This window comes from Acidovorax sp. 107, assembly GCF_003058055.1.
Taxonomy (GTDB): domain Bacteria; phylum Pseudomonadota; class Gammaproteobacteria; order Burkholderiales; family Burkholderiaceae_C; genus Acidovorax.
In genome coordinates, this window is sequence record NZ_QBTZ01000001.1 from 983,642 (window position 1) to 1,008,203 (window position 24,562).

The 24,562-nt window shown below is 65.7% G+C and carries 18 protein-coding genes and 5 tRNA genes; 13 read left to right on the plus strand and 10 right to left on the minus strand.

Annotated elements, in window-relative coordinates; genetic code table 11:
• Positions 1–13: 13 nt before the first annotated feature.
• The 9 genes from C8C99_RS04675 to hpnC form a co-directional block, all read right to left on the minus strand.
• The gene (locus tag C8C99_RS04675; RefSeq protein ID WP_108625108.1) at positions 14–1,402 is read right to left on the minus strand and encodes a sensor histidine kinase; all 1,389 of its coding nucleotides are present in this window, start codon (positions 1,400–1,402) and stop codon (positions 14–16) included.
• A gap of 3 nt (positions 1,403–1,405) precedes the next feature.
• On the minus strand, positions 1,406–2,074 hold the full coding sequence (locus tag C8C99_RS04680) for a response regulator (protein ID WP_108625109.1): 669 nt from the start codon (positions 2,072–2,074) through the stop codon (positions 1,406–1,408).
• A 226-nt stretch (positions 2,075–2,300) separates the two neighbouring features.
• Positions 2,301–3,311 (minus strand): tripartite tricarboxylate transporter substrate binding protein, encoded by a 1,011-nt coding sequence (locus C8C99_RS04685; RefSeq protein WP_108625110.1) that lies wholly within the window; start codon positions 3,309–3,311, stop codon positions 2,301–2,303.
• A 162-nt stretch (positions 3,312–3,473) separates the two neighbouring features.
• Positions 3,474–4,751: a hydroxysqualene dehydroxylase HpnE gene (gene hpnE, locus C8C99_RS04690; protein WP_233247308.1), complete on the minus strand. Its 1,278-nt coding sequence runs from the start codon at positions 4,749–4,751 to the stop codon at positions 3,474–3,476.
• A gap of 51 nt (positions 4,752–4,802) precedes the next feature.
• The gene (gene hpnD / locus C8C99_RS04695) at positions 4,803–5,642 is read right to left on the minus strand and encodes a presqualene diphosphate synthase HpnD (protein ID WP_056638143.1); all 840 of its coding nucleotides are present in this window, start codon (positions 5,640–5,642) and stop codon (positions 4,803–4,805) included.
• A 123-nt stretch (positions 5,643–5,765) separates the two neighbouring features.
• Positions 5,766–7,277, minus strand: coding sequence for a TRAP transporter large permease subunit (locus C8C99_RS04700; RefSeq protein ID WP_108625112.1), 1,512 nt, complete (start codon positions 7,275–7,277; stop codon positions 5,766–5,768).
• Between the two features lie 10 nt (positions 7,278–7,287).
• Positions 7,288–7,821 (minus strand): C4-dicarboxylate ABC transporter substrate-binding protein, encoded by a 534-nt coding sequence (locus C8C99_RS04705; protein ID WP_108625113.1) that lies wholly within the window; start codon positions 7,819–7,821, stop codon positions 7,288–7,290.
• A 77-nt stretch (positions 7,822–7,898) separates the two neighbouring features.
• The gene (locus C8C99_RS04710; RefSeq protein WP_108625114.1) at positions 7,899–9,308 is read right to left on the minus strand and encodes an L-serine ammonia-lyase; all 1,410 of its coding nucleotides are present in this window, start codon (positions 9,306–9,308) and stop codon (positions 7,899–7,901) included.
• 302 nt (positions 9,309–9,610) lie between these two features.
• Positions 9,611–10,447, minus strand: a complete 837-nt coding sequence (hpnC, locus tag C8C99_RS04715; protein ID WP_056638154.1) for a squalene synthase HpnC — start codon at positions 10,445–10,447, stop codon at positions 9,611–9,613.
• A 313-nt stretch (positions 10,448–10,760) separates the two neighbouring features.
• On the opposite strand from hpnC, the gene C8C99_RS04720 reads away from it, so the two are divergent.
• The 13 genes from C8C99_RS04720 (at position 10,761) to C8C99_RS04780 (ending at position 23,540) form a co-directional block, all read left to right on the plus strand.
• Complete coding sequence (locus C8C99_RS04720; RefSeq protein ID WP_108625115.1) at positions 10,761–11,984, plus strand: efflux RND transporter periplasmic adaptor subunit; 1,224 nt, start codon at positions 10,761–10,763, stop codon at positions 11,982–11,984.
• Positions 11,985–11,992: 8 nt separating this feature from the next.
• Entirely contained in the window at positions 11,993–15,175 is a 3,183-nt protein-coding gene (locus C8C99_RS04725; protein WP_108625116.1) for an efflux RND transporter permease subunit, read from the plus strand.
• A 90-nt stretch (positions 15,176–15,265) separates the two neighbouring features.
• A tRNA-Leu gene (locus C8C99_RS04730) sits at positions 15,266–15,352 on the plus strand.
• A gap of 75 nt (positions 15,353–15,427) precedes the next feature.
• Entirely contained in the window at positions 15,428–16,741 is a 1,314-nt protein-coding gene (tig, locus tag C8C99_RS04735) for a trigger factor (RefSeq protein WP_056638163.1), read from the plus strand.
• 133 nt (positions 16,742–16,874) lie between these two features.
• A complete protein-coding gene (clpP, locus tag C8C99_RS04740; RefSeq protein WP_015014885.1) occupies positions 16,875–17,483 on the plus strand; it encodes an ATP-dependent Clp endopeptidase proteolytic subunit ClpP in 609 nt (202 codons plus the stop codon).
• 102 nt (positions 17,484–17,585) lie between these two features.
• Complete coding sequence (clpX, locus tag C8C99_RS04745; RefSeq protein WP_056638166.1) at positions 17,586–18,851, plus strand: ATP-dependent Clp protease ATP-binding subunit ClpX; 1,266 nt, start codon at positions 17,586–17,588, stop codon at positions 18,849–18,851.
• Between the two features lie 126 nt (positions 18,852–18,977).
• Positions 18,978–21,419, plus strand: a complete 2,442-nt coding sequence (lon, locus tag C8C99_RS04750; RefSeq protein ID WP_108625117.1) for an endopeptidase La — start codon at positions 18,978–18,980, stop codon at positions 21,417–21,419.
• Between the two features lie 87 nt (positions 21,420–21,506).
• Positions 21,507–21,582 (plus strand) — tRNA-Gly (locus C8C99_RS04755).
• 59 nt (positions 21,583–21,641) lie between these two features.
• A tRNA-Cys gene (locus tag C8C99_RS04760) sits at positions 21,642–21,715 on the plus strand.
• A 179-nt stretch (positions 21,716–21,894) separates the two neighbouring features.
• A tRNA-Gly gene (locus C8C99_RS04765) sits at positions 21,895–21,970 on the plus strand.
• 153 nt (positions 21,971–22,123) lie between these two features.
• A tRNA-Leu gene (locus C8C99_RS04770) sits at positions 22,124–22,216 on the plus strand.
• Between the two features lie 13 nt (positions 22,217–22,229).
• A complete protein-coding gene (locus C8C99_RS04775; RefSeq protein ID WP_108625118.1) occupies positions 22,230–22,862 on the plus strand; it encodes a DUF6806 family protein in 633 nt (210 codons plus the stop codon).
• Positions 22,863–23,015: 153 nt separating this feature from the next.
• Positions 23,016–23,540: a M48 family metallopeptidase gene (locus C8C99_RS04780; RefSeq protein ID WP_108625119.1), complete on the plus strand. Its 525-nt coding sequence runs from the start codon at positions 23,016–23,018 to the stop codon at positions 23,538–23,540.
• 104 nt (positions 23,541–23,644) lie between these two features.
• Here the strand turns inward: C8C99_RS04780 and murI are convergent, their stop codons facing one another.
• Positions 23,645–24,535 carry a glutamate racemase gene (murI, locus tag C8C99_RS04785; protein ID WP_108627043.1) on the minus strand — a complete coding sequence of 297 codons (891 nt, stop codon included), beginning with the start codon at positions 24,533–24,535 and terminating at the stop codon, positions 23,645–23,647.
• Between the last annotated feature and the right edge of the window lie 27 nt (positions 24,536–24,562).

A 24,562-nucleotide genomic window follows, 5' to 3' on the forward strand; every position in this document is an offset into this window, starting at 1 on the left:
TCAGCGGGCTGCGTCAGGCGCGTGGCCACCAGAGTATCGCCAGTAGCCCCGGCCCCTCGGCGCGCGCCTGCAGCCGCAGGCTGCCCCGGTGCCGCTCGGCAATCGACCGTGCAATCGCCAGCCCCAGGCCCGACCCGCCCGCCGTGGCCTGCGATCCGCGCCGGTAGCGCTGGCCCAGTGCGTCGCGCTCCTCGGCGGGCAGGCCGGGGCCGTTGTCCTCCACGCTGATGCTCCAGCCCAGGCTGTCACCCGCAGCCGACACCGTGACAGTGCCCTGCGCGGGGGTGTAGGCGATGGCGTTGGCGGCCAGATTGGTCAGGGCCTCGCGCAGCAGGCCACTGTCGCCCACGGCCTCGATACCCGCGGCGGGCGTGTGGATGCCAAAGTCGATCTGCTTGGCGCGCGCCTGGGGCAGCAGCTCCAGCGCCACCGTGCGCAGCAGCGCGGCCAGGTCGAACGGCGTCAGCTCCACCGCCGCCGTGTCGCTGCGGCCCAGTGCCAGCAGTTGCTGTGTGCTGCGCGTGGCGCGGGCGATTTCGCCCCCGATGGCCGCCAGCGTGTGCTGCACCTGCGTGCTGTCGCCCTCGCGGCGCGCGTAGTCGATCTGCATCTGCAGCGTAGTGAGGTGGGTGCGCAACTGGTGCGAGGCGTCGTCCAGAAACTGCCGCTGCTGTGCCACCAGGTCTTGCGTGCGCGCCATCTGCTGGTTGACCGCGTCCACCAGCGGGCGGATGTCTGCGGGCAGGTCGTTGGATGCCAGCGGGGTCATGTCGTCGCTGCTGCGGGCCTGCACCTCGCGCGCTAGCCGCGCCAGCGGGCGCAGCGCCACGGCCAGCAGTGCCGCAGTGCCCAGCACCATCAGGGCCAGCACCAGCGCATCGCGCTGCACCGCGCGGCGCACAAAGCGGTCGGTGAAGTCTTGGCGCGACCGGGTGCTTTCGGCCACCTGCACCAGCACGGTGGATGCGGGTTCTGCGCGGTCCAGCGCGCGGCGGTAGGCGGCCAGCCGCACGGATTCGCCAAAGTAGGTGGCGTCGTAAAACCGCGGCACGCCGGGTTCCAGCGCGCCAGCGGGCAGGGGCAGGTCGGCATTGCCCAGCTCTACCAGCCCGTCGGACGATGCCACGCGAAAGTACACGTTGCCGCTGGCCGTGAGTTCAAAGAATTCGAGCATGCTGTACGGCAGCTCGGCCGACAGGCCGCCCGAGGCGGTGGAGATGTTGGCGTCGATGGACTTGAGCGCGCCGAGCAGCGAGCGGTCGTAGGCTGCGTTGGCGGCCTCCAGCGCATCGTGGCGGGTCATCCACAGCTCCACACCCGTTACTACGGCCAGCAGTGGCAGCAACAGCATGGCCAGCAGCCGCCACAGGCTGGCGCGGCGCAGGCGTGCGGTCAGGCCCATCGGTCAGTCTGCCTCTAGCGCATAGCCCAGGCCGCGCAGCGTGGTGATGCGCACACCGCTGCCATCCAGCCGCTTGCGCAGACGGTGCACGAACACCTCCACGGCTTCGGGGTGCACGTCGTCATCGTCGGTGAACACGCGGTCCAGGATCTGCTGCTTGGAAAACGGCTCGCCACTGCGCTGCACCAGCACGCGCAGCACGGCGTGTTCGCGCGGCGAGAGGGCCAGCGGCTCGCCGCGCAGCGTGAACTGCTTCCGGGCGCTGTCGTATGCCAGCGCCCCGCAGGCCTGGCGCTGGTGCTCGTTGCCACGCGCGCGGCGCACCAGGGCGTGCAGGCGTGCCTCCAGTTCGGCCAGCTCGAAAGGCTTGGCCAGAAAGTCGTCCGCCCCCGCGTTGAGCGAGCGCACGCGCTCGTCCAGCGAATCGCGCGCCGTGAGGATCAGCGCGGGCAGGCGCTGGTCGCGGTCGCGCAGGCGCTGCAGCACGGCCTGGCCGTCCAGACCGGGCAGGCCCAGGTCCAGCACCAGCGCGTCGTAGTTGTCGTGCTGCTGCAGCGCGCGGTCGGCCAGGCGGCCATCGTTCACCCATTCGACCTGGATGCCCGCATGCTCCAGCGCGCGGCTGAGCCAGGTGCCCAGGTTGTGGTCGTCTTCGGCCAGGAGGATGCGCATAAGGGAATGCTACCGTTTGTGCGGAAGGCGCAGGGCTTGCATTCAGCGTGGAGCCATTCAATGCGGAGCGGTAAGGGCGCGCAGGCGCCAGCAGCCAAACTGTGCGCACGCGCTGCCCAGGCCAGGCAGCCGTGCAAGGGCCGCCCCGCCGCACTGGCTGCGTCCCCCTTCCCGACCCGCGCAGCGGTGCGAGAGAAAGGGGGAAGACGCGAAGCGGCTCAGGGGGTCAATCGGGTTTGACCTTCGCGCGCAGCAGCACCTTCTTCCAGCGCTCCTGCTCCGCCGCGATGAACTGCGCGAACTGCGCGGGCGCGCCTCCAATGGCCTCGGCCGCGTCCGCGTTCAGGCGCTCCAGTGAGCCGGGGGCCTTGACGGCCTTGGCGGTCTCGGCCGCCAGTTTGTCGAGGTTGGCCGGTGCCAGGTTGGCGGGGGCCAGCATGCCGTACCACTGCGTCATCTCAAAGCCCGGGAAACCCTGTTCGGCCACGGTGGCCACGTCGGGCAGCTGGGGCAGGCGCTTGGCCGAGCCGGTGGCGATGCAGCGCACCTTGCCGGCCTTGATGAAAGGCAGCAGGGCGGCGGCGCCCACGGCAGCGGCATCAAGGCGGCCCGAGAGCAGGTCGGTCATCATGGGGCCGGTGCCACGGTAGGGCACGTGCAGCATGAAGATCTCGGCGGTCATCTTGAGGTATTCAAACGCCAGGTGGCCCGCGCTGCCGTTGCCCGCCGAGCCATAGCTGAGCTTGGCTGGGTTCTTCTTGGCGTAGGCGATGAACTCCTTGAGGTTCTTGGCGGGCACGTCGGGGTGCACCACGTACAGGCTGGGCACCTTGGCCAGCAGGCTCACGGGCTTGAAGTCCTTGTTGGCGTCGTAGGGCAGCTTGTCGAAGATGAAGGGGTTGACGGCCAGCGTGCCGATGTGGCCCAGGATCAGTGTGTGCTGGTCTTCGGAGCGGGCCACTTCACCCATGGCAATGTTGCCGGCGGCGCCGGGCTTGTTGTCCACATACACGCTCTGGCCCAGCGTCTTGCCCAGCTCTGCCGCGGTGGAGCGGGCCACGATCTCCGAGCTGCCGCCCGGTGCGAACGGCACCACAAACCGCACCGACTTGGACGGCCAGGCCGCCTGGGCCGAGGCACCCGCGGGCAGCAGGCCGCCCAGGGCCAAGGCGCCGCTGGCTCCCAGCAGATGGCGACGGGTGGGGGACCAGAGGGCGGGGTGTTCGTGTGAAAGCATGGGGGTGTCTCCGTCAAAACAAAAGCAAAAGGCCAAAGACAAAAGGCCAAAGAGCGCATGCAGTATGCGTGTGGCGCCATGGTGCCCGGGCCGTGCTTTCGGAATGCTGTCAGCGGGCTTGGTAGTTACCCGGGGGTGGCCGGCTGATCCTGTCGCTGGATTTCAGCCCGCAGCCGCACGCGCCGCCACGCCGGTGCCGCTGAGCACCGCGCCTTCCAGCGTCGCCGGGTAGGGGCCGTCCACATAGTCGCCGCAGGCCGTCAGCCCCGGCAGCACCTGCATGGCGGGCCTCTGCAGGCCCGGGGTGCATGCAAACGTGGCGCGCTTTTCGACCACGGTCTGCACGGGGTGCAGGTCTGGCAGGCCCAACTGCGCGGCGGCTTGCTGCAGCACCTGCTGCTCGATGAGTGCCCGGTCGCCGTCGCTGGCGCTCACCACAAACGCCAGCAAGCCCTGCTGGCCGTCAAGCGGGCCCCGGTCGAACACGAACTGCGCCGGGTGCTCTGCCGTGTTGCGCAGCGCCAGCATGGGCAGGGGCAAGCGCGCACCACGGGCGTGGGCGTACACGGTGGTGATGGCTTCAAACCGCAAGGCGTTGGCGGTGGCGCCCCAGCGGGCAGCAGCGGCCAGGCCCGCCGTGCTGGCAAGGCCCTCGACTAGTCGCGCGGCCTCCCACGAGGGGCAGGCCAATGTGATGTGATCGAAGGCGTCGACTTCTTCCGCGCCGTGCGCAGCGCCCGCCAGCTGCCAGCGCCCGCTGGGCAGGGGCACGAGCCGCTGGATGCGTTGGCCGGTAACCACCTGGCCGCCTTGCTGCAGCAACCAGCGCGCTGCAGCCTCGGGGAACAGCGCGCCCAGGTCGGTGCGTGGCAGCAGCAGGTTGGAGCCACCGCGCCCGCTGAACAGGCTGTCTTGCAGCACCCGCAAAAACACCTGGCCGCTGGCCTCGCGTGCGGGGGTGTTGAGTGCCGACACGCACAGCGGGTCGATGAACTCGGCCATCAGCCGGGGCGTGAGCGTGGCGCACAGGTCTGCCACGGAGGTGTGGGGCGCGCAGCGAAAGCCGCGCAGCTGCCAGGCGGTGGCCGTGCGCAGCAGGGCGACCTTGTCTTGCCAGCCCCAGCCTTTGGCGCGCACGATGCCCAGCAACGCATCGAGCGGCGGGGGCAGGTCGGGCAATTGCAGGCCCTGGCCGTCGGGGAACTGCAGGGTCAGCGGCAGGCGCAGCAGCGCGGCGGTGGGGTCTACGCCCACCAGGCGCATCAGGCGCAGGCTCTCGGTGTAGGCGCCAATCAGGATGTGCTGGCCGTTGTCCAGCGTGGCCGCTGTGCCATCGGGCAGCACGCCCGGCACGGCCCGTGCGCGGCCGCCCACGGTGCGCGCGGCCTCGAACACGGTGACCTGGCGGCCGGCCTGCCGGTGGGAGATGGCCGCAGCCATGCCGGCCCAGCCAGCCCCGATGACGGCGACTTTCTGCGGTGCCACGCCGGGCTACATCCTGCCCAGGGCTTGCATCTTCCAGGCCAGCCAGAACTTGCGCAGCGGCGTGAGGCGGATGCGCTGGTGCAGCACCTGGAAGTTCTCGTGCTCGATCTCGCGCAGCAGGGTGCGGTAGATGCTGGCCATCATCAGGCCGGGCTTTTGGGCGCGGCGGTCTGCGTCGGGCAGCAGGGCAAAGGCCTCGTCGTACAGCCGGTGTGCACGCTCCGCCTGAAAGCGCATGAGGGCGGTGAACCGGTCGGAGTACTGGCGCTTCAAGATCTCGTGCGCTTTCACATCGAACTGCTGCAGCTCGCTGACCGGCAGGTAGATGCGGCCCAGCATGGCGTCTTCGCCCACGTCGCGGATGATGTTGGTGAGCTGGAACGCCAGGCCCAGCCGGTGCGCGTATTCGGTGGTGCGCGGGTCGGTCTGGCCGAAGATGCGCGCGGCCACTTCACCCACGATGCCCGCCACCAGGTGGCAGTAGCCCTTGAGGCCTGCAAAGTCGAGATAACGGGTCTGCTCCAGATCCATCTGGCAGCCGTCGATCACGGCCTGCAGGTGGCGCTGTTCGATGCCGTAGTCGGCCGCCAGCGGCATCAGCGCCAGCATCACCGGGTGCGTGGGCTGCCCCGCGTAGGCCTTGGTCACTTCGGCCTGCCACCAGGCCAGCTTGGTGCGGGCCACGCCGGGGTCGCTCACCTCATCGACCACATCGTCCACCTCGCGGCAAAACGCATAGAACGCCGTGATGGCCGCGCGGCGGGGCGCGGGCAGAAAGAGAAAGGCGTAATAGAAGCTGCTGCCCGAGGCCACGGCTTTTTGCTGTACGTACTGCTGCGGTGTCATGGAGCGAGATTGTCCCATGGCGCACCGGGGCGGGCCGGTTGTCGGGGTTTGAGGTGTTTTCGGGCGGATGCGCTAGTGCAGCATGTCCTGGTTGCTATTTAAATGATAGCTTTCGAGGAGGCGTCACGGAGCCGTTGGTGAGGCGGCGGGTGCAGGGGCAGGCGCCTCGGGTTGCGACATCTCGCGCATCAGCGCGTCCAGGTCGTCGCCCTGGATTGACATCTCGGGCAGCGTGGCGGGCGTGCTGCGCAGCCACTGCGTGGTGGCGGGCACGGCCATCACCAGGGCGATCACACCGGCCAGGCAGAGCAGGTAGGGCGCCAGCGCGCGCGCCACCGCGCCCATGGCGGGCCGGGGCGCCACCTGGGCGCGGGACAGCACCAGCGCGTAGCCCAACGGCGGCAGCAGGAACCCCGCCTGCAGCACCAGCAAGGTGAGCGCGGCCACCCAGGCCGCGTCATCCACCAGCGCCAGCAAAGGGGGCATGACGATGGGAATGATCAGGAAGATCAGCTCGAACGCATCGAGCACAAACGCCGACCCCAGCAGAACGGCCAGCACCACCCCCATGGCCAGCAGGGGCTGGCCCTGCAGGGCACGCATCCATTCAGCCACCAGCACATCGGTGCCGTAGGCGCGCAGCACCAGCGAGAACGTGACCGCCGCCACCAGCAGCGCAAACAGCGCACCGGTGAGCGCCATGGCGTCGTCCAGCACCTGCGCCAGCCGCCGCAGCGTGAGCTGGCGCGACGTCACGCCCCACACCAGCAGCAGCACCCCGGCGGTGGCGGCGGCCTCCACCGCCCGAACACGGCCGGTGGTGACCAGTGCCAGCAGGGCTACGATGAGCGTAGGCACCACGCCCAGCGTCCAGCGTTCGCTGGGGGTCAGGGCTAAGGGGGTGGGGGACGCTGCCCTGTGACCTGCGGTGCCGCCAGTCCGGCGCTGGGCCAGCCACCAGGTCACACCCATCCACAGCACCAGCAGCAAGGCGCCGGGTGCCAGGGCGGCCTGCAGCACATCCTGGGTGTTGATGATGCGGGTGCCCGCGCGGGCGCTGGCCAGCCCCAGTTGCGTGGCCAGGGTCAGGCCCTCGGTGTGGGCGCGCAGCATGGCATCGCCCAGCAGCAACAGCACCAGCGACGGCGGCACGATGATGCCCAGCGTGCTGGCCACGGCGACCAGGGCGGTGCGGCGGGCGGGCGGCATGCCTTCGTGGGCCCAGGCCTGCCCGGCGGTGTGCGACAGGGTCACCAGGCTGGCCCCCACCGATCCGTTCATGGGAGCCATCAGCATGCCCACGCCCAGGCCCGCCATGTCGGGCGCGGCCCGTTGCCCCACCACGCGCGCCAGCAGCTTGCGCAGGCCGCTGTACAGGCCGTTGACCAGTGCCAAGTGGTTGAGCAGTGCACCCACCACGGCGTACAGCACCAGCGCCTGCAGCAGGTCGTGTTCGAGCAGGCCCACCACACGCTCCGGCAGGCTGCGCAGCACCGCGCCATCAAACGCGCCCAGCGCCAGGCCTGCCACCGCGCCCAGGGTGCTGACGCCCAGCAGCACGGCGTAGGTGGCCCAGCCGGTGGTCATCATCAGCACTAGCGCCAGCACCAGCAGCAACAGGCCGATGGCGTTCATGGGATGAGACTCATGCAGGGTCCGCCGGTGCGCCAGTGGGCGTGCGCAGCGTGTGCACGGCCCGCCACAGGTCGGCCAGGGCCTGCAGGCCTAGCAAAACGGCCAACAGCAGCAAGGCCAGCTTGATGACGAAGTAGCCGGGGTTGGCGGTTTCAGGAAAACTCTCCAGCCCCCGCATCGACCGCCACACTGTGGGCGCGGCGTTGATGCACACAAACACCGCCCAGGGCAGCACGGCCAGGGGCGCGCCCAGCAGGCGCATGGCGCGCACCGGGCCCCGGCCCGCATGGGCGAGGTCGGGGCGGCTGACCAGGTGGGCGCCGCGCCGGTCGGCATGGCGCAGGGCCACGGCCACATAGAGCGCAAACAGCACCTGCGCGAGGTCGTTGGCCTGGCTGGACCCCGCGCCCCACCCGTCGCGCAACGGCCATTGCAAAAACAGCAGCAGCACGACCAGCAGCGCCAGCGGCATCACCAGTGCGCCCAGGCGGTTGAGCCAGCGCTCCAGTGGCAAGGGGGTGGGCAGGTCCGGCGGCAGATGCATGCAGGTGGGGGGCTACGAAACGTGCCGCGAAGCGAGGTGCGAGAGGGATTGCGATAGGGGCCGGTGGGCGGCGCGGTTCAGCATTCGACCACATTCACCGCCAGCCCGCCGCGCGATGTTTCTTTGTATTTCACCTTCATGTCCGCGCCGGTCTGCATCATGGTCTTGATGACCTTGTCGAGCGAGACCACGTGCTGCCCGTCGCCGCGCAGCGCCATGCGGGCGGCGTTGATGGCCTTGATCGCACCCATGGCGTTGCGCTCGATGCAGGGGATTTGTACGAGGCCACCCACCGGGTCGCAGGTCATGCCCAGGTTGTGCTCCATGCCGATCTCGGCGGCGTTCTCTACCTGCTCGGGCGTGCCGCCCATCACGGCGGCCAGTGCGCCGGCGGCCATGGAGCAGGCCACGCCCACCTCGCCCTGGCAGCCCACCTCGGCGCCCGAGAGCGAGGCGTTCTCCTTGTAGATGATGCCGATGGCGCCTGCGGTGAGCAAAAAGGTGGCAATGCCGTCGTCGTTGGCGGCGATGGGGCCCTGCAGAAAGTTGACGTAGTAGTGCAGCACGGCCGGTATCACGCCCGCTGCGCCATTGGTGGGCGCGGTCACCACGCGGCCGCCCGCGGCGTTTTCTTCGTTCACGGCCATGGCGTACAGATTCACCCAGTCCAGCATGGAGAGCGGGTCGCGCAGGGCAGCCTCGGGCGAGCGGCTCAGGTTCTTGTGCAGCTCGGCCGCGCGGCGGCGCACATGCATGGGGCCGGGCAGGGTGCCAGTGCTGGCGCAGCCGCGCTGCACGGCGCCTGCCATGGTCTGCCAGATGGCCAGCAACTGGCGCCGCACCTCGGCCGGGCTGCGCCAGTGCTGTTCGTTGGCGGCCATGAGCTGGGCCATGCTCAGGCCCGTGGTGCGGCACTGCGCCAGCAGCTCGGCCCCGGTGCGGAACGGGTGTGGCAGGCCCTGGCCGTGGCCTGCGGTGTCGGCGCCCGCGCTGGCCGGGGTGTTGAGCACGCGCTGGCCGGCCGCATCGACCACAAAGCCGCCGCCTACCGAGTAGTACTCGCGCATGGCGATGTCGTTGCCCTGCGCATCCAGTGCATGGAACGCCATGCCGTTGGGGTGCAGCGGCAGGCTTTTGCGGCGAAACAGCAGGTGGTCCTTTTCGACAAACGGCACGGCATGCTCGCCCAGCAACGCCAGCGTGCCGCTTTGGCGGATCTGTGCGATGGCGGGGGCGATCTGGTCGGGGTCGATATGGTCTGGCTCGTGTCCGGCCAAGCCGAGCAGCACGGCCCGGTCGGTGCCGTGGCCCACGCCGGTGGCCGAGAGAGAGCCGAACAGCTCCACGGTAACTTGGTACACCGCCGCCAGGCCGACGGTGTCGCGCACATGGCAGGCAAACTGCCGGGCCGCAATCATGGGGCCCACGGTGTGGGAGCTGGACGGCCCGATGCCGATCTTGAAGAGGTCGAAAACGCTGACGGACATGGTGGGGGTGACCCTGGCTCAAAGGAAGTGCCGCAGCGCTTGTGGCGCGCAGGCACGGGCCGGCAGGGTGGGGCGCTGGCCGCCGCCCTGCCACGGTGGCCGCGAGGCTAACCGGGTGCGGTGGCCGGGGCATGCTCGCTATCCCTGCCCCGACCGGGCCGAGGGCGTGGAACATCTCAGCGGATCGCTATGAATTAAATAGCTGGTGGCGTATATAAATCAAGCGCTATAGGCCGTTTTTGCACTGCATGGTGCTCTGGCGGGCGAGTGTGTGAGCCCGCCTTGCGGCCCATGAATCTTTCTTACATCACCAGCGCGCGGCCCAGCATCACGCACCAGTCCCACCCACGGAGCTTGGGCCGGGTGTGCAGGCTGCCGCCTTTGAGGGCATCGACCTTGTCGAGGATGCGCAGGCCGCCTTGCACCACCAGCCGCAGCTCCCAGCCAGCACGGCCGGGCAGGCGGTGCACCAGGGGGGCGCCGCTCTGCATGGTGGTGCGCGCCCAGTGGGCGCAGTCGGCAATCAGGCGGGCGTTCTCGCGGGTGCTTTGCAGCGCCAGCAGCTCGGACTGGCAGGCGCCATAGGTCGCGCAGTCGGCACGGGGCAGGTAGTGGCGGCCCCGGGGGATGTCCACGGACAGGTCCTGCCAGAAGTTGATGAGCTGCAGCGCGGTGCAGATGGCGTCACTCTGGCGCAGCGCCTCGGCGTCGTGCACGCCATACAGGTGCAGCAGCAGCCGGCCCACGGGGTTGGCCGAGCGGCGGCAGTAGTCCAGCAGCTCGTCGCGGTCGGCGTAGCCCTCACCGTCACGGGTTTTCTCCACGTCCTGGGCAAAGGCGCTGAGCAGGTCTTCCAGCAGGGGCACAGGCAGCTGGTGGCTGCGCAACACGGCTTGCAACGGCAAAAACACGCTGGCCCAGCGGGCAGACGGCGCATCGCCCTGAGCAATGGTGCGCAGGTCGGCCAGGTAGGCAGCCAGATCGGCGAGGCGGGTCGCGGCCGGGGCATCGCCTTCGTCGGCCATGTCGTCCGCCGTGCGCGCAAAGCCGTAGATGGCGGCTATCGGCTGGCGCAGGTGGGGCGGGCACAGCAGCGACGCGACGGGGAAGTTTTCGTAGTGGGTGACGGGGGGCGCCACCGCTTCAGTCGCGGTAGGCTGTGGCGCGCATGCTGCGCCGGGACGGGGGGAGGGGCTGGGGCGGTCGTTCACACCCCGGATTGTCGCTTGACAAGGCCAGGGGCTTCTCATAGATTACTAACCGGTCAGTCAGTAATGGCAAAACTCTCTTTTTGGGGGGCAAGGCGTCTGGCCGCTGCGTCGTTGACGAGCGCCACCTGCCACCGCCGGGTGCTCGTTGGCAGACGCCAGGCGTACCGTTGCAGCGCAGGCGTTTGGGCCTGCGTTTTGCTTGTTGATCCTTGTGGCCCCCTTTTTATTCACCGGATTTCCCATGCGCACATCCTCCGCCTTGCGGCCCTCTTCACGGCATTCCAGGTTTTTGCTGGTGTTGGCCACCGCTACTGTGCTGGCCGCCTGTTCACGGCCCGCACCGCCCGAGGAGCCAGTGCGTTCCGTCAAGCTGATGACGGTGGGCGTGGGCTCGCTGCAGTCCAGTCTGGAGTATTCGGGCGAGGTGCGCGCGCGGGTGGAGTCGCGCCTGGGCTTTCGCGTGGCGGGCAAGATCGTGCAGCGCCAGGCCGAACTGGGCCAGCGCGTGAAGGCGGGCCAGGTGCTGGCGCAACTGGACCCCAAGGACTACCAGCTGGCGGCTGACGCGGCGCGCGCGCAACTGGCATCGGCCACCACGCAGCGCGACCTGGCGGCGGCAGACCTCAAGCGCTACCAGGCGCTGAAAGACCAGAACTTCATCAGCGGTGCCGAGCTGGAACGCCGCGAGGCCACGCTCAAGGCCGCCCAGGCCACGCTCGACCAGGCGCGCGCCCAGCTGTCGTCGCAGGGCAACCAGGCGGCCTACACCACGCTGGTGGCCGATGTGTCGGGCGTGGTGACGGGCATCGATGCCGAGCCGGGCCAGGTGGTGTCGGCTGGCGCGCCGGTGGTGCGCATTGCGCAGGACGGCCCGCGCGACGTGGTGTTTGCCGTGCCCGAAGACAAGGTGGCGCAAATCACGACGGGCTCCGAGGTGGCCGTGCGTGGCTGGTCTGGCGGCGCGACCCTGACGGGGCGCGTGCGTGAAGTAGCTGCCAGTGCCGACGCTGCGACCCGCACCTTCCAGGTCAAGGTGGCCATTGACGCGGCCGACGCCCCGGCGCTGGGCGCCACCGTGTACGCCACGCCCAAGGCACTGAGCCACGCCGGCATTGCCGCCATCAAGCTGCCGACCAGCGCGCTGCGGCAGGAGGGCCAGTCCACCGCCGTGTGGGTGTACGACCCCGCGACCAGCACCGTCAAATCGCAGGTGGTGCAGATTGCCACGGCCGACGGCAACGATGCCGTGGTGGCCGGGGGACTGACCCCCGGCATGCAGGTGGTGGCCACCGGCGTGCATGTGCTGTCCCCAGGCCAGAAGGTGACGGTATATCAGCCAAAAGTGGCTCAAGCGCCGGTGAATAAAGCGCAGACAGCTCCTGAATCTGTAGCGATGCCTGCTGTGCCATCTGCTCCCGCGGCCTCCGCAGCGCCTGCCACCGCCACGGCCTCTGCCGCCAACTGAGGCCCGCCATGACGCAAATCCAACCCAAAGAGGGGTTCAACCTCTCCAAATGGGCGCTCGACCATCCCGCGCTCACCCGCTACCTCATGGTGGTGCTGATGCTGCTGGGCTTTGCGGCCTACTTCCAGCTCGGGCAGGACGAAGATCCGCCGTTCACCTTCCGCGCCATGGTGGTGCGCACCTACTGGCCCGGCGCCACGGCCCAGCAGGTGGCCGAGCAGGTCACCGACAAGCTGGAACGCACGCTGCAGGAGGTGCCCTACGCCGACAAGATCCGTAGCTACTCCAAGCCTGGCGAGTCGCAGATCATTTTCCAGATCAAGGACTCCTCCAAGCCCGGCGACGTGGCCAACGTCTGGTACAGCGTGCGCAAGAAGGTGGGCGACATGCGCTACACCCTGCCGCAGGGTATCCAGGGCCCGTTCTTCAACGACGACTTCGGGGATGTGTATGGCGTGATCTACGCGCTGGAGTCCGAGGGCTTCAGCTACGCAGAACTCAAGCAGTTTGCCGACGACGCGCGCCAGCAGCTGCTGCGCGTGCCCGATGTGGCCAAGGTCGAGCAGTTTGGCGTGCAGGACGAAAAGCTCTTCATCGAGATCTCGCAAAAGCGCCTGTCGCAGCTGGGCCTGGACATGAACCAGGTGCTGGCCCAGCTGGGCCAGCAGAACGCCGTGGAAAGTGCGGGCGCCATCCAGACCCTGCAAGACCAGGTGCAGGTGCGCGTGCAAGGCCAGTTCAACGCCATCGAGGACCTGCGCGCGATGCCGATCCGCGGCCCCTCGGGCGCGCAACTGCGCCTGGGCGATATTGCCGAAGTGCAGCGCGGCTATGTGGATCCACCGGCTGTGAAGGTGCGCCACCAGGGCCGCGAGGTGATTGCGCTGGGCGTCTCCATGGCCAAGGGTGGCGACATCATTGCGCTGGGCAAGGCCCTGCACACCACCACCGACCGCATCGCCGGGTCGCTGCCGGCGGGCGTGAAGCTGGTCAATGTGCAAGACCAGCCCAAGGCCGTGTCCACCTCGGTGAATGAGTTCGTCAAGGTGCTGATCGAGGCCGTGGTCATCGTGCTGGCGGTCAGCTTCATCAGCCTGGGCTTCCACAAGCGGCCCGGCAACAACCCGCTGTGGAAGCGCTGGTATATCGACCCCCGCCCGGGTCTGGTGGTGGGCATCACCATCCCGCTGGTGCTGGCCGTCACGTTCCTGGCCATGTGGTACTGGGGCATCGGGCTGCACAAGATCTCGCTGGGTTCGCTCATCATCGCGCTGGGCCTGCTGGTGGACGACGCCATCATTGCGGTCGAGATGATGGTGCTGAAGCTCGAAGAGGGCTATGACAAGGTGCGCGCCGCCACCTTTGCCTACGAGATCACGGCCATGCCCATGCTCACGGGCACACTGATCACGGCGGCGGGCTTCTTGCCCATCGGGCTGGCCAAGTCCACCACGGGCGAATACACGTTTGCCATCTTTGCCGTGACGGTGATTGCATTGGTGCTCAGCTGGTTCGTGTCGGTCTATTTCGTGCCTTACCTCGGCACGCTGCTGCTCAAGGTGCCGCCTCACGTCTTGGCCGCTCAGGCCAACAAGGGCATCACGGACGACCCGCACGAGGTCTTTGACAGCCCGTTCTACCGCAGCTTCCGCCGTCTGGTGGATTGGTGCGTACAGCACCGCTGGCTGACCATTGGTGCCACGGTGCTGACCTTTGCGCTGGGCATTGTCGGCATGGGCCAGGTGCAGCAGCAGTTCTTCCCGGATTCGAGCCGGCCAGAGATCCTGGTCGATATCTGGTTCCCGGAAGGCACGTCGTTTGCGGGCAACGAGGCCGTGACCAAGCGCGTGGAGCAACGTCTGCTGTCCGAGCCGGGCGTGAACACGGTGAGCACCTGGGTGGGTTCTGGCGTGCCGCGTTTCTATCTGCCGCTGGACCAGGTGTTCCCGCAGAGCAACGTCTCTCAGTTCATCGTGGTGCCGCAGGATCTCAAGCTGCGCGAATCGCTGCGCGTGAAGCTGCCGGCGCTGTTGGCTGAGGAGTTCCCGGAAGTGCGCGGGCGTGTCAAGCTGCTTCCCAACGGCCCGCCAGTGCCGTACCCCGTTCAGTTCCGCGTGGTGGGCCCCGACCCGCTGGTGCTGCGTGAGCGCGCAGACGAGGTCAAGGCCCAGCTGCGCCAGAACCCCAACATGCGCGGCGTGAACGACAACTGGAACGAGTCCGTCAAGGTGCTGCGCCTGGAAGTGGACCAGGCCAAGGCGCGCGCCCTGGGCGTGACCAGCCAGTCCATCGCGCAAGCGTCCAAGACCATTCTGTCTGGCACCCAGGTGGGCCAGTACCGCGAGGGCGACAAGCTCATCGACATCCTGCTGCGCCAGCCGCTGGATGAGCGCAACGCCATCACCGACATTGCCAACGCCTACCTGCCCACGGCGTCGGGCAAGTCGATCCCGCTCACGCAGATCGCCAAACCCGTGTTCACCTGGGAGCCCGGTGTGATGTGGCGCGAGAACCGCGACTACGCCATCACCGTGCAGGGCGACGTGACCGAGGGCCTGCAGGGCGCGACGGTGACGGCGGCGCTGTTGCCGTCCCTCAAGGAGATCGAGGCCAAGTGGCGGTCGGCGGGGCAGACGGGCTACCGCATCGAGGTGGCTGGTGCCGTGGAGGAAAGCTCCAAGGGCTCGGCGTCCATCGCGGCGGGGCTTCCCATCATGCTGTTCATCACCTTCACGCTGCTGATGCTGCAACTGCACAGCTTCAGCCGCGCGATGCTGGTGTTCCTGACCGGGCCGCTGGGCATGGCGGGTGTGGCTGCGTCCCTGCTGCTGCTCAACCGACCGTTCGGCTTTGTGGCGCTGCTGGGGGTGATCGCGCTCATGGGCATGATCCAGCGCAACTCGGTGATCCTGATCGACCAGATTGAGCAGGACCGCGCCCGGGGTGTGCCTGCATGGGATGCGATCGTGGAATCGGCCGTGCGCCGTTTGCGCCCCATCGTGCTAACGGCCGCGGCCGCCGTGCTGGCCATGATCCCGCTGTCGCGCAGCGTGTTCTGGGGCCCGATGGCGGTGGCCATCATGGGCGGGCTGGTCGTGGCCACGGTGCTCACGCTGCTGGCGCTGCCTGCGATGTACGCGGCCTGGTTCCGTGTCAAACGGCCCGCACCCGAGGTCGCGGGCGTTGCTTGACCGATGGGTCTCCCGTATCAGGTAAAATAGAAGGTTGACCGATTTCACGCAGGCGGCAGCTGAGGTTGCCGCCTGTTTGTTTGTAGAACCGCGCGGGTGGCGAAATTGGTAGACGCACCAGGTTTAGGTCCTGACGCCAGCAATGGTGTGGGGGTTCGAGTCCCCCCCCGCGCACCACCCATGTGAGACTTTGCGGAACACGGCGCTGCTGCGCTGCAGCCAGCACGATCCACATTCATAAGAGGAATAGCCATGGCCGTTACTGTTGAAACCCTTGAGAAGCTCGAGCGCAAGATCACGCTGAGCGTGCCCGTCACCCTGATCCAGTCCGAAGTGGACACGCGCCTCAAGCGCCTGGCCCGCACGGTCAAGATGGACGGTTTCCGTCCTGGCAAGGTGCCCATGAACGTGGTGGCCCAGCGTTATGGCTACTCGGTGCAGTACGAAGTGCTGAACGACAAGGTGGGTGAGGCCTTTGCCGTGGCTGCGAACGAAGCCAACTTGCGTGTAGCTGGTCAGCCCCGCATCACCGAAAAAGAAGGTGCTCCTGAAGGCCAGGTGACTTTTGACGCCATCTTCGAAGTGTTCCCAGAAGTCAAGATTGCTGACCTGTCGGACGCCGAAGTCGAAAAGCTCTCGTCCGAAGTGACTGACAGCGCCATCGACAAGACCATCGACATCCTGCGCAAGCAGCGCCGCAGCTTCGCCCAGCGCGCCCTGGACGCCGCTGCGCAAGACGGTGACCGCGTGACCGTGGACTTCGAAGGCAAGATCGACGGCGAGCCGTTTGACGGCGGCAAGGCCGAAGACTTCCAGTTCCTGGTCGGCGAAGGCCAGATGCTCAAGGAGTTCGAAGATGCCGTGCGTGGCATGAAGTCCGGCGAAAGCAAGACTTTCCCCCTGGCTTTCCCCGCTGAGTACCATGGCAAGGACGTGGCTGGCAAGACCGCCGACTTCCTGGTGACCATCAAGAAGATCGAAGCCGCCCATCTGCCCGAAGTGAACGACGCCCTGGCCAAGTCGCTGGGCATTGCCGATGGTTCCGTGGAAGGCCTGCGCGCCGACATCAAGAAGAACCTGGAGCGCGAAGTCAAGTTCCGCCTGCTGGCCCGCAACAAGGCTGCCGTGATGGACGCCCTGGTGTCCAAGGCTGAACTGGATCTGCCCAATTCCAGCATTCAGGCTGAAATTGCCCGCCTGATGGAAGGCGCCCGCGCTGAACTCAAGCAACGCGGCGTCAAGGATGCCGACAAGGCCGAGATCCCTGAAGACGTGTTCCGTCCCCAGGCCGAGCGCCGCGTGCGCCTGGGCCTGGTGCTGGCCGAACTCGTGCGTGCCAACGAACTGCAGGCCAAGCCTGAGCAGCTCAAGGCCCACATCGACGAGCTGGCTGCCAGCTACGAGAAGCCCGAAGACGTGGTGCGCTGGTACTTCGGCGACCGCCAGCGTCTGGCCGAAGTCGAAGCCGTTGTCATCGAAAACAACGTGACCGAATTCGTGCTGTCCAAGGCCAAGGTCGTCGAGAAGGCCATCTCCTTTGACGATCTGATGGCGCAGCAGGGCTGATAGGCCCTGGGGCCGGGCGGCCTGCCTCGTGCAATCGCCCGGCGGGGTCTTCAGGACACTTCAGGGGCTTGTGCTTTCGCGCACAAGCCCCAATTCATTTCTGGGTACAGTACCTGCTTGACTGGAGAAATACATGAGCGCATTGGAAACACAAGGCCTGGGCATGGTCCCCATGGTCATCGAGCAGTCGGGCCGTGGCGAACGGTCCTATGACATCTACTCGCGCCTGCTCAAGGAGCGCGTGATTTTTCTGGTGGGCCCGGTCAATGACCAGACGGCCAACCTGGTGGTGGCGCAGCTGCTGTTCTTGGAAAGCGAAAACCCCGACAAGGATATTTCGTTCTACATCAACTCGCCCGGTGGTTCGGTGAGCGCTGGCATGGCGATCTTTGACACCATGAACTTCATCAAGCCCGATGTCTCGACCCTGTGCACGGGCATGGCGGCCAGCATGGGTGCGTTCTTGTTGGCGGCAGGCGCCAAGGGCAAGCGTTTTGCGCTGCCCAATTCCAAGGTCATGATCCACCAGCCATTGGGCGGCATGCAGGGCCAGGCCACCGAGATCGAGATCCATGCCCGCGAGATCCTCAAGACCCGCGAGCAGCTCAACAAGATCCTGGCCGAGCGCACCGGCCAGCCGCTGGAGAAGATCCAGCGCGACACCGAGCGTGACTATTTCCTCTCGGCCGACGAAGCCAAGGACTATGGCCTGGTCGATCAGGTGATCAGCCAGCGCGCCTGATCGCCCGAGGGCGAGAAAGCGGCGTTTTCCCGAGGGGAAGACGCCGTTTTTTATTTGGTTATCATCCCGACAACTTTCCGAAACAAGCAAGGCATTGCCCCCATGGCCGAGAAAAAAGGCTCTTCCAGCGAAAAAACCCTTTACTGCTCTTTCTGCGGCAAAAGCCAGCATGAAGTGAAGAAGCTGATCGCCGGTCCGTCGGTCTTTATCTGCGACGAGTGCATTGACCTGTGCAACGAGATCATTCGTGACGAATTGCCAGCTGGTGACCTGGCCCGCGAAGGCCGCAGCGACCTGCCTACGCCGGTAGAGATCAAGGCCAACCTCGACAACTACGTGATCGGCCAGGACGTGGCCAAGCGCACGTTGGCGGTTGCGGTGTACAACCACTACAAGCGCCTGCGCCACAAGGACAAGGCCCACAAGGACGATGTGGAGCTGTCCAAGAGCAACATCCTGCTGATCGGTCCCACGGGCTCGGGCAAGACGCTGCTCGCGCAGACGCTGGCGCGCATGCTGGATGTGCCCTTCGTGATGGCCGACGCCACCACGCTGACCGAAGCCGGCTATGTGGGCGAAGACGTGGAGAACATCGTCCAGAAGCTGCTGCAGAGCTGCAACTACGAAGTCGAGCGCGCCCAGCGTGGCATCGTCTACATCGACGAGATCGACAAGATCTCGCGCAAGTCGGACAACCCCTCCATCACCCGCGACGTGTCGGGCGAAGGCGTGCAGCAGGCGCTGCTCAAGCTGATCGAAGGCACGATGGCCAGCGTGCCGCCCCAGGGCGGGCGCAAGCACCCGAACCAGGACTTTCTGCAGATCGACACGACCAACATCCTGTTCATCTGCGGTGGCGCGTTCGCGGGTTTGGAGAAGGTCATCGAAAACCGCACCGAAGCCTCGGGCATCGGCTTCGGCGCATCGGTCAAGAGCAAGAAGCAGCGTTCGCTGACCGAGGTGTTCACCGAGATCGAGCCGGAAGACCTGATCAAGTTCGGCATCATCCCCGAGCTGGTGGGCCGTATGCCCGTGGTGACGGCGCTGGCCGAGCTGAGCGAAGACGCGCTGGTGCAGATCCTGACAGAGCCCAAGAACGCACTGGTCAAACAGTACAGCAAGCTTCTGGCCATGGAGGGGGTGGACCTCGAAATTCGTCCTGCAGCCCTCAAAGCCATCGCGCGCAAGGCGCTGGCCCGCAAGACGGGGGCCCGTGGCCTGCGCTCCATCCTGGAGCAATCGCTGATCGGCACGATGTTCGACCTGCCCAACACCAGCAATGTCGAAAAGGTGGTGGTGGATGAGTCCACCATCGAAGAAAACAAGCCGCCGCTGCTCGTGTACCGCGAAGCGGCCAAGAAGGCCTGAGAAGACCGGAGCGGGCGCTTTGTTGTCGCCCTTTGAACCATCAACCCTTGCGCCAGTACGGCTGCGTGCAAGGGTTGAAGATCCCCACATGTGGACCCACTTCCACAGAGCACTTTGAGGATTTCCATGTCCGGACATACCCCCCTGCCAGCCACACCCCTTGACCTGCCGCTGTTGCCTTTGCGTGACGTGGTGGTGTTTCCCCATATGGTGATCCCGCTTTTTGTGGGCCGCCCCAAGAGCATCAAGGCGCTTGAGATGGCCATGGAGGCCGATCGCCGCATCATGCTGGTGGCACAAAAAGCCGCCGCCAAGGACGAACCCTCGGTGGCAGATATGTTCGATGTCGGATGTGTCTCCACCATCCTGCAGATGCTCAAGCTGCCCGACGGCACCGTGAAGGTGCTGGTGGAAGGCCAGCAGCGCGCCGTGGTGGCTTCGATTGAAGATGCGGAGACGCACTTCATGGCGACCGTCACGCCAGTCGAGGCTACGCCCGACGCCAACAAGCCCAGCGAGATTGAGGCATTGCGCCGCGCGGTGATGCAGCAGTTTGACCAGTACGTCAAGCTCAACAAGAAGATCCCGCCGGAGATCCTGACCTCCATCTCCAGCATTGACGATCCCGGTCGCTTGGCCGACACCATCGCCGCGCACCTGCCACTCAAGCTCGAAAACAAGCAGGTGGTCCTGGATCTTTCGGATGTGAAGGCGCGCCTCGAAAACCTGTTCGAGCAGCTGGACCGTGAGGTCGACATCCTCAACGTAGACAAGAAGATCCGTGGCCGCGTGAAGCGCCAGATGGAGAAGAACCAGCGCGACTTCTACCTGAACGAGCAGGTGAAGGCCATCCAGAAGGAACTGGGCGAGGGCGATGAAGGTGCCGACATCGAGGAGATCGAGAAAAAGATCAAGCTCGCCAAGATGTCAGCCGAAGCGCGCAAGAAGGCCGAGGCCGAACTCAAGAAGCTCAAGCTGATGTCACCCATGTCGGCCGAGGCGACGGTGGTGCGTAACTACATCGACGTGCTCACGGCGCTGCCCTGGAGCAAGAAGACCAAGATAAAGCATGACCTGGTGAATGCCGAGGGCGTTCTCAACGAAGACCACTATGGTCTCGACAAGGTCAAGGACCGCATCCTTGAATACCTTGCGGTGCAGCAGCGCGTGGACAAGGTCAAGGCACCCATCCTGTGTCTGGTGGGGCCTCCTGGCGTGGGCAAGACCTCGCTGGGCCAGTCCATTGCCAAGGCCACAGGCCGCAAGTACGTGCGCATGGCCCTGGGTGGCATGCGTGACGAGGCCGAAATCCGGGGGCATCGCCGCACCTATATTGGCGCGTTGCCGGGCAAGGTGTTGCAGAGCCTCTCCAAGGTAGGCACACGCAACCCGCTGTTCCTGCTGGACGAAATCGACAAGCTGGGCATGGACTTCCGGGGGGATCCTTCGAGTGCACTGTTAGAGGTGCTGGACCCTGAACAGAACCATACATTCGGCGACCACTACGTCGAGGTGGACTTCGATCTGTCCGACGTGATGTTTGTCGCCACGTCGAACTCGATGAACATTCCGCCTGCGCTGCTCGACCGCATGGAGGTGATCCGCTTGTCGGGTTACACCGAGGACGAGAAGACCAGCATCGCCATGAAGTATCTGCTGCCCAAGCAGCTCAAGAACAATGGCGTGAAGGACGAGGAGCTGCTCATCACCGAGCCTGCAGTGCGCGACATGGTGCGTTACTACACCCGTGAAGCGGGTGTGCGTTCGCTGGAGCGCGAGCTGTCCAAAATTTGCCGCAAGGTGGTCAAGGGCTTGCAGCTCAAGAAGCTGGAGCCCCAGGTGGTGGTGACGGCTGACAACCTGCCGGACTTTCTGGGCGTGCGCAAGTACACCTATGGCCGTGCCGAGCTGCAAAACCAGGTGGGGCAAGTGGTGGGCTTGGCCTGGACCGAGGTGGGTGGCGATCTGCTGACCATCGAGGCGGCCATCATGCCCGGCAAGGGGGTGATCACGCGCACGGGTTCGCTGGGCGATGTGATGAAGGAATCCGTGGAGGCTGCCCGCACCGTGGTGCGCAGCCGCGCGCGCATGTTGGGTATCAAGGACGAAACGTTTGAAAAGCGTGACATCCACATCCACGTGCCAGACGGTGCCACGCCCAAGGACGGCCCCAGTGCGGGTGCTGCGATGACGACGGCATTTGTCTCTGCGCTCACGGGTATCCCGGTGCGCGGCGACGTGGCCATGACGGGCGAGATCACGCTGCGTGGCGAGGTGACGGCCATCGGGGGCCTCAAAGAAAAGCTGTTGGCTGCGCTGCGGGGGGGCATCAAGACCGTGCTGATCCCCGAAGAGAACGTGAAGGACTTGGCCGAGATCCCGGACAACGTCAAGAGCGGCTTGGAGATCGTGCCTGTGCGCTGGATCGACAAGGTGCTGGACGTGGCGCTGGAGAGCAAGCCCGTACCTCTGACGGATGAAGAGGTTGCAGTGGCCGCCGCTGCGGTGCCAGTGCCCACGGAGAAGGCGACCGTATCTTCCGCTGCGGCCGATGGATTGAAACACTGACGCAAAATTTTTTGGGGAGGCCCAAAAAATGCGCTACAATTCATTCCATCGCAGCAAACGTTGTACAATGTGAGGCTTCGGTAAAATGCGGGAATAGCTCAGTTGGTAGAGCGCAACCTTGCCAAGGTTGAGGTCGAGAGTTCGAGACTCTTTTCCCGCTCCAATTTCCACAAAAAAGGGAAGCAATTGCTTCCCTTTTTTGTCAGAGGAATGTGAATTCCTGGCGCGGTAGCAAAGCGGTTATGCCCCGGATTGCAAATCCGGTTAGTCCGGTTCGACTCCGGACCGCGCCTCCAGATACGGTCTCAACGGTGAAGTGTGAAAGCCCATAGGGCCACAACGCAAGCCAGGGTTGTATCGGTGGAAAAGTTGGTTGGATAATTTTTGGCTTGCAATCGAATACGGCCAAAAATAGCGATATAATTTGAGGCTTGCTGATAAGCGCCGGCGGAAACGCTGGTAAACAGAAGCAAATGCGGGAATAGCTCAGTTGGTAGAGCGCAACCTTGCCAAGGTTGAGGTCGAGAGTTCGAGACTCTTTTCCCGCTCCATATTTGAAAAGGGAAGCTTAGGCTTCCCTTTTTTCTTGGTGGTGCAGGGCGCGCTGTTTTAAAGCAGCCGCCGTGGCCAGAGATGCGACAGGGCATTGCGCGCGTGCGCAGCCCGGGTTACGCTGCGACGCAGGTGTGCGCTCAGCAGCCGGCGCCCCGATGGTGAAATTGGTAGACACTGCGGACTTAAAATCCGCCGCTTTCCTGAAAAGGGGCGTGCCGGTTCGACCCCGGCTCGGGGCACCACTACGATTCAATCATGTCAAGTTACAACGCTCCCTTCGAAATCCATGTCCACGGACAGGTCCCCCTGCGAGCTGATGTCAGTTTTGACCAGCTCCAGGAGGCGCTCAAACCCCTGTGGAAGTACGCTGGAGCGCGCTCTCTGGCCGATGGCTCCGCCAGCGCTTATGAGGAAGAGCCCGGCATCAAGTACGACGCGCAGGAACACCTGCTGCAGATGTGCTGGACTGTGCGTGGGGACGAGGATTTCCGTCAGTCGCTCGATGAGATGTGCATGAGCCTCAATGAACTGGCCGAGCAAGGGGCTGCGATCGAAGTCACCTTCTACGACACCGACTTTGACGAAGACGAAGAAGAGCAGGGGGCGGAGTCGCGCGACGACTTCGTGATGCTGTTTGTTGGCCCTACACCGGCTGCCATCATGCAGGTGCAGCGCGATCTGTTGGTGCAAGACGTGGTGAACATGATGGAGCGCCACTTTGACGGCGCCGAGTTGGGAGGTGTGGTCGCCGAGATCGACAAGCTGTTCAGCCAGCGCTTTGATGCCCTGGTGAATTCGCTGGAGATTGGCAAGCCACCCCGGGGCCCTGGTGGTGCAGGTGGTGGTCATGGCAGCAGTGGTGGCCGTCGCCCGCGCCACTTGCACTGATCTGCGCAGAGCGCCTTGTACCGCGCGTTCGCGCGGGCCGTGTTAGGCGTCTCCCTTGGACTTCCCCCAGGCATTGGGGCAATTCTCCCTGCGCTTTGATGTCGTTGTGCGGCCGCGCTACCCCGTGCCTTGGCCGCCGCTGCCTGTTTTCCCATGAGCACTGATCTCCCTTACCTGCGTTCCTACCCCGCTTCGTTGCAGGAGCAGGCGCGCGATCTGCTGGCACAGGGAAAGCTCGGAGCGGTTCTGCTGCGCAAGTATCCGCAGGCGCACGCGATGCGCAGCGACAAGGCGCTGTACGACTATGCGCAGGAACTCAAGGCGCGCTACCTGCGCAACGCAGGCACGGTCAACAAGGTACTGTTCGACAACAAGATCCATGTGGTGCGCCATGCGCTGGGCCTGCACACGGCCGTGTCGCGCGTGCAGGGCAACCGCTTGGCAGCCAGGCACGAGATCCGCATCGCGGCAATGTTCAAGCAGGCGCCAGAAGAATTTCTGCGCATGATCGTCGTCCACGAGCTGGCCCACCTGCGCGAGAAGGACCACGACAAAGCCTTCTACCAGCTGTGTACCCACATGGAGCCGCAGTACCACCAGTACGAATTTGACCTGCGCCTGTACCTCACCCATGTGGAGCAGGCAGGCACCCGGCTTTGGGGCGTGGACGGTTCCTGAAGACCGAGGCCCGCCGACACGTTCCAAGTCTCAAAGCGAGGTCGCTGCAAAAATAATAGCGACTCGTGCATATGAATCGGGCGCTGGCAGCCTTTTTTACCAAATCACGGCACTGAAACGCTCCGGCAGAGGCTGGGAGGCAGATTCAGCCAGCGCTGGGCTGCTGCTTCCAGCATGGCCACAGGGCCCGTGGTCAGCAGTTGTACGGACTCCGGGCCCTCGCGGGATGTGGGCTGGCCGTTGGGGTGCGGGGGCGGCGGCAACGCGAGCAGGTCGGCTGCCTCCAGCAGGCGCCGCGTCTGGCGCGCCACGGGTTCGCCCGTCTCTATGAACTGAACCTCGGGTCCCACCAGTGCACGCAACTCGTGGGCCACAAAAATGTAATGCGTGCACCCGAGCACCAGGGTGTCCATTTGCCCGGGCTCCTTACCAAAGCCACCCATGGCCTGCACATAGCGCTTGCACAGCGCTCCGGTCTCCGTGGCATCGACGGGACTGCCCGCGGCGGCTGGAGGCAGTGCCACGCTGCGCTCAATGGCGTGCGCCAGACCATCGCAGGGCTGCACCACAAAGTGGGCCTGGTCGGCCAGCGAGGTCATGAGCTTGCTGAACTTCGCGCTGGTCAGCGTGCCCCGGGTGCCAATCACGCCCACATGCCCTGTTTTGGTCACGGCAAGCGCAGGCTTGATGGCGGGCTCCAGACCCACCAGGGGCAATTCCGGGTGGCTGCTGCGCACCTCGTGAATGGCAGCCGCGGTGGCCGTGTTGCACGCCACCACCAGGGCCTTGATGTGGTGCTGGTCGCGCAGGTACTGGGTGATGGCGTGGGTGCGGGCGGCCACAAAGGCGTCACCACGCTCGCCATAGGGGGCGTTGGCGCTGTCGGCCAGGTACACGAAGCGCTCGTGGGGCATCGCGGCCAGCAGGGCGCGCAGCACGCTCAGCCCGCCCACGCCGCTGTCAAACACACCGATAGGAGAAGAGGCCAGCGGCATCAGGGAGCCCATGGTTGGACAAAAGGC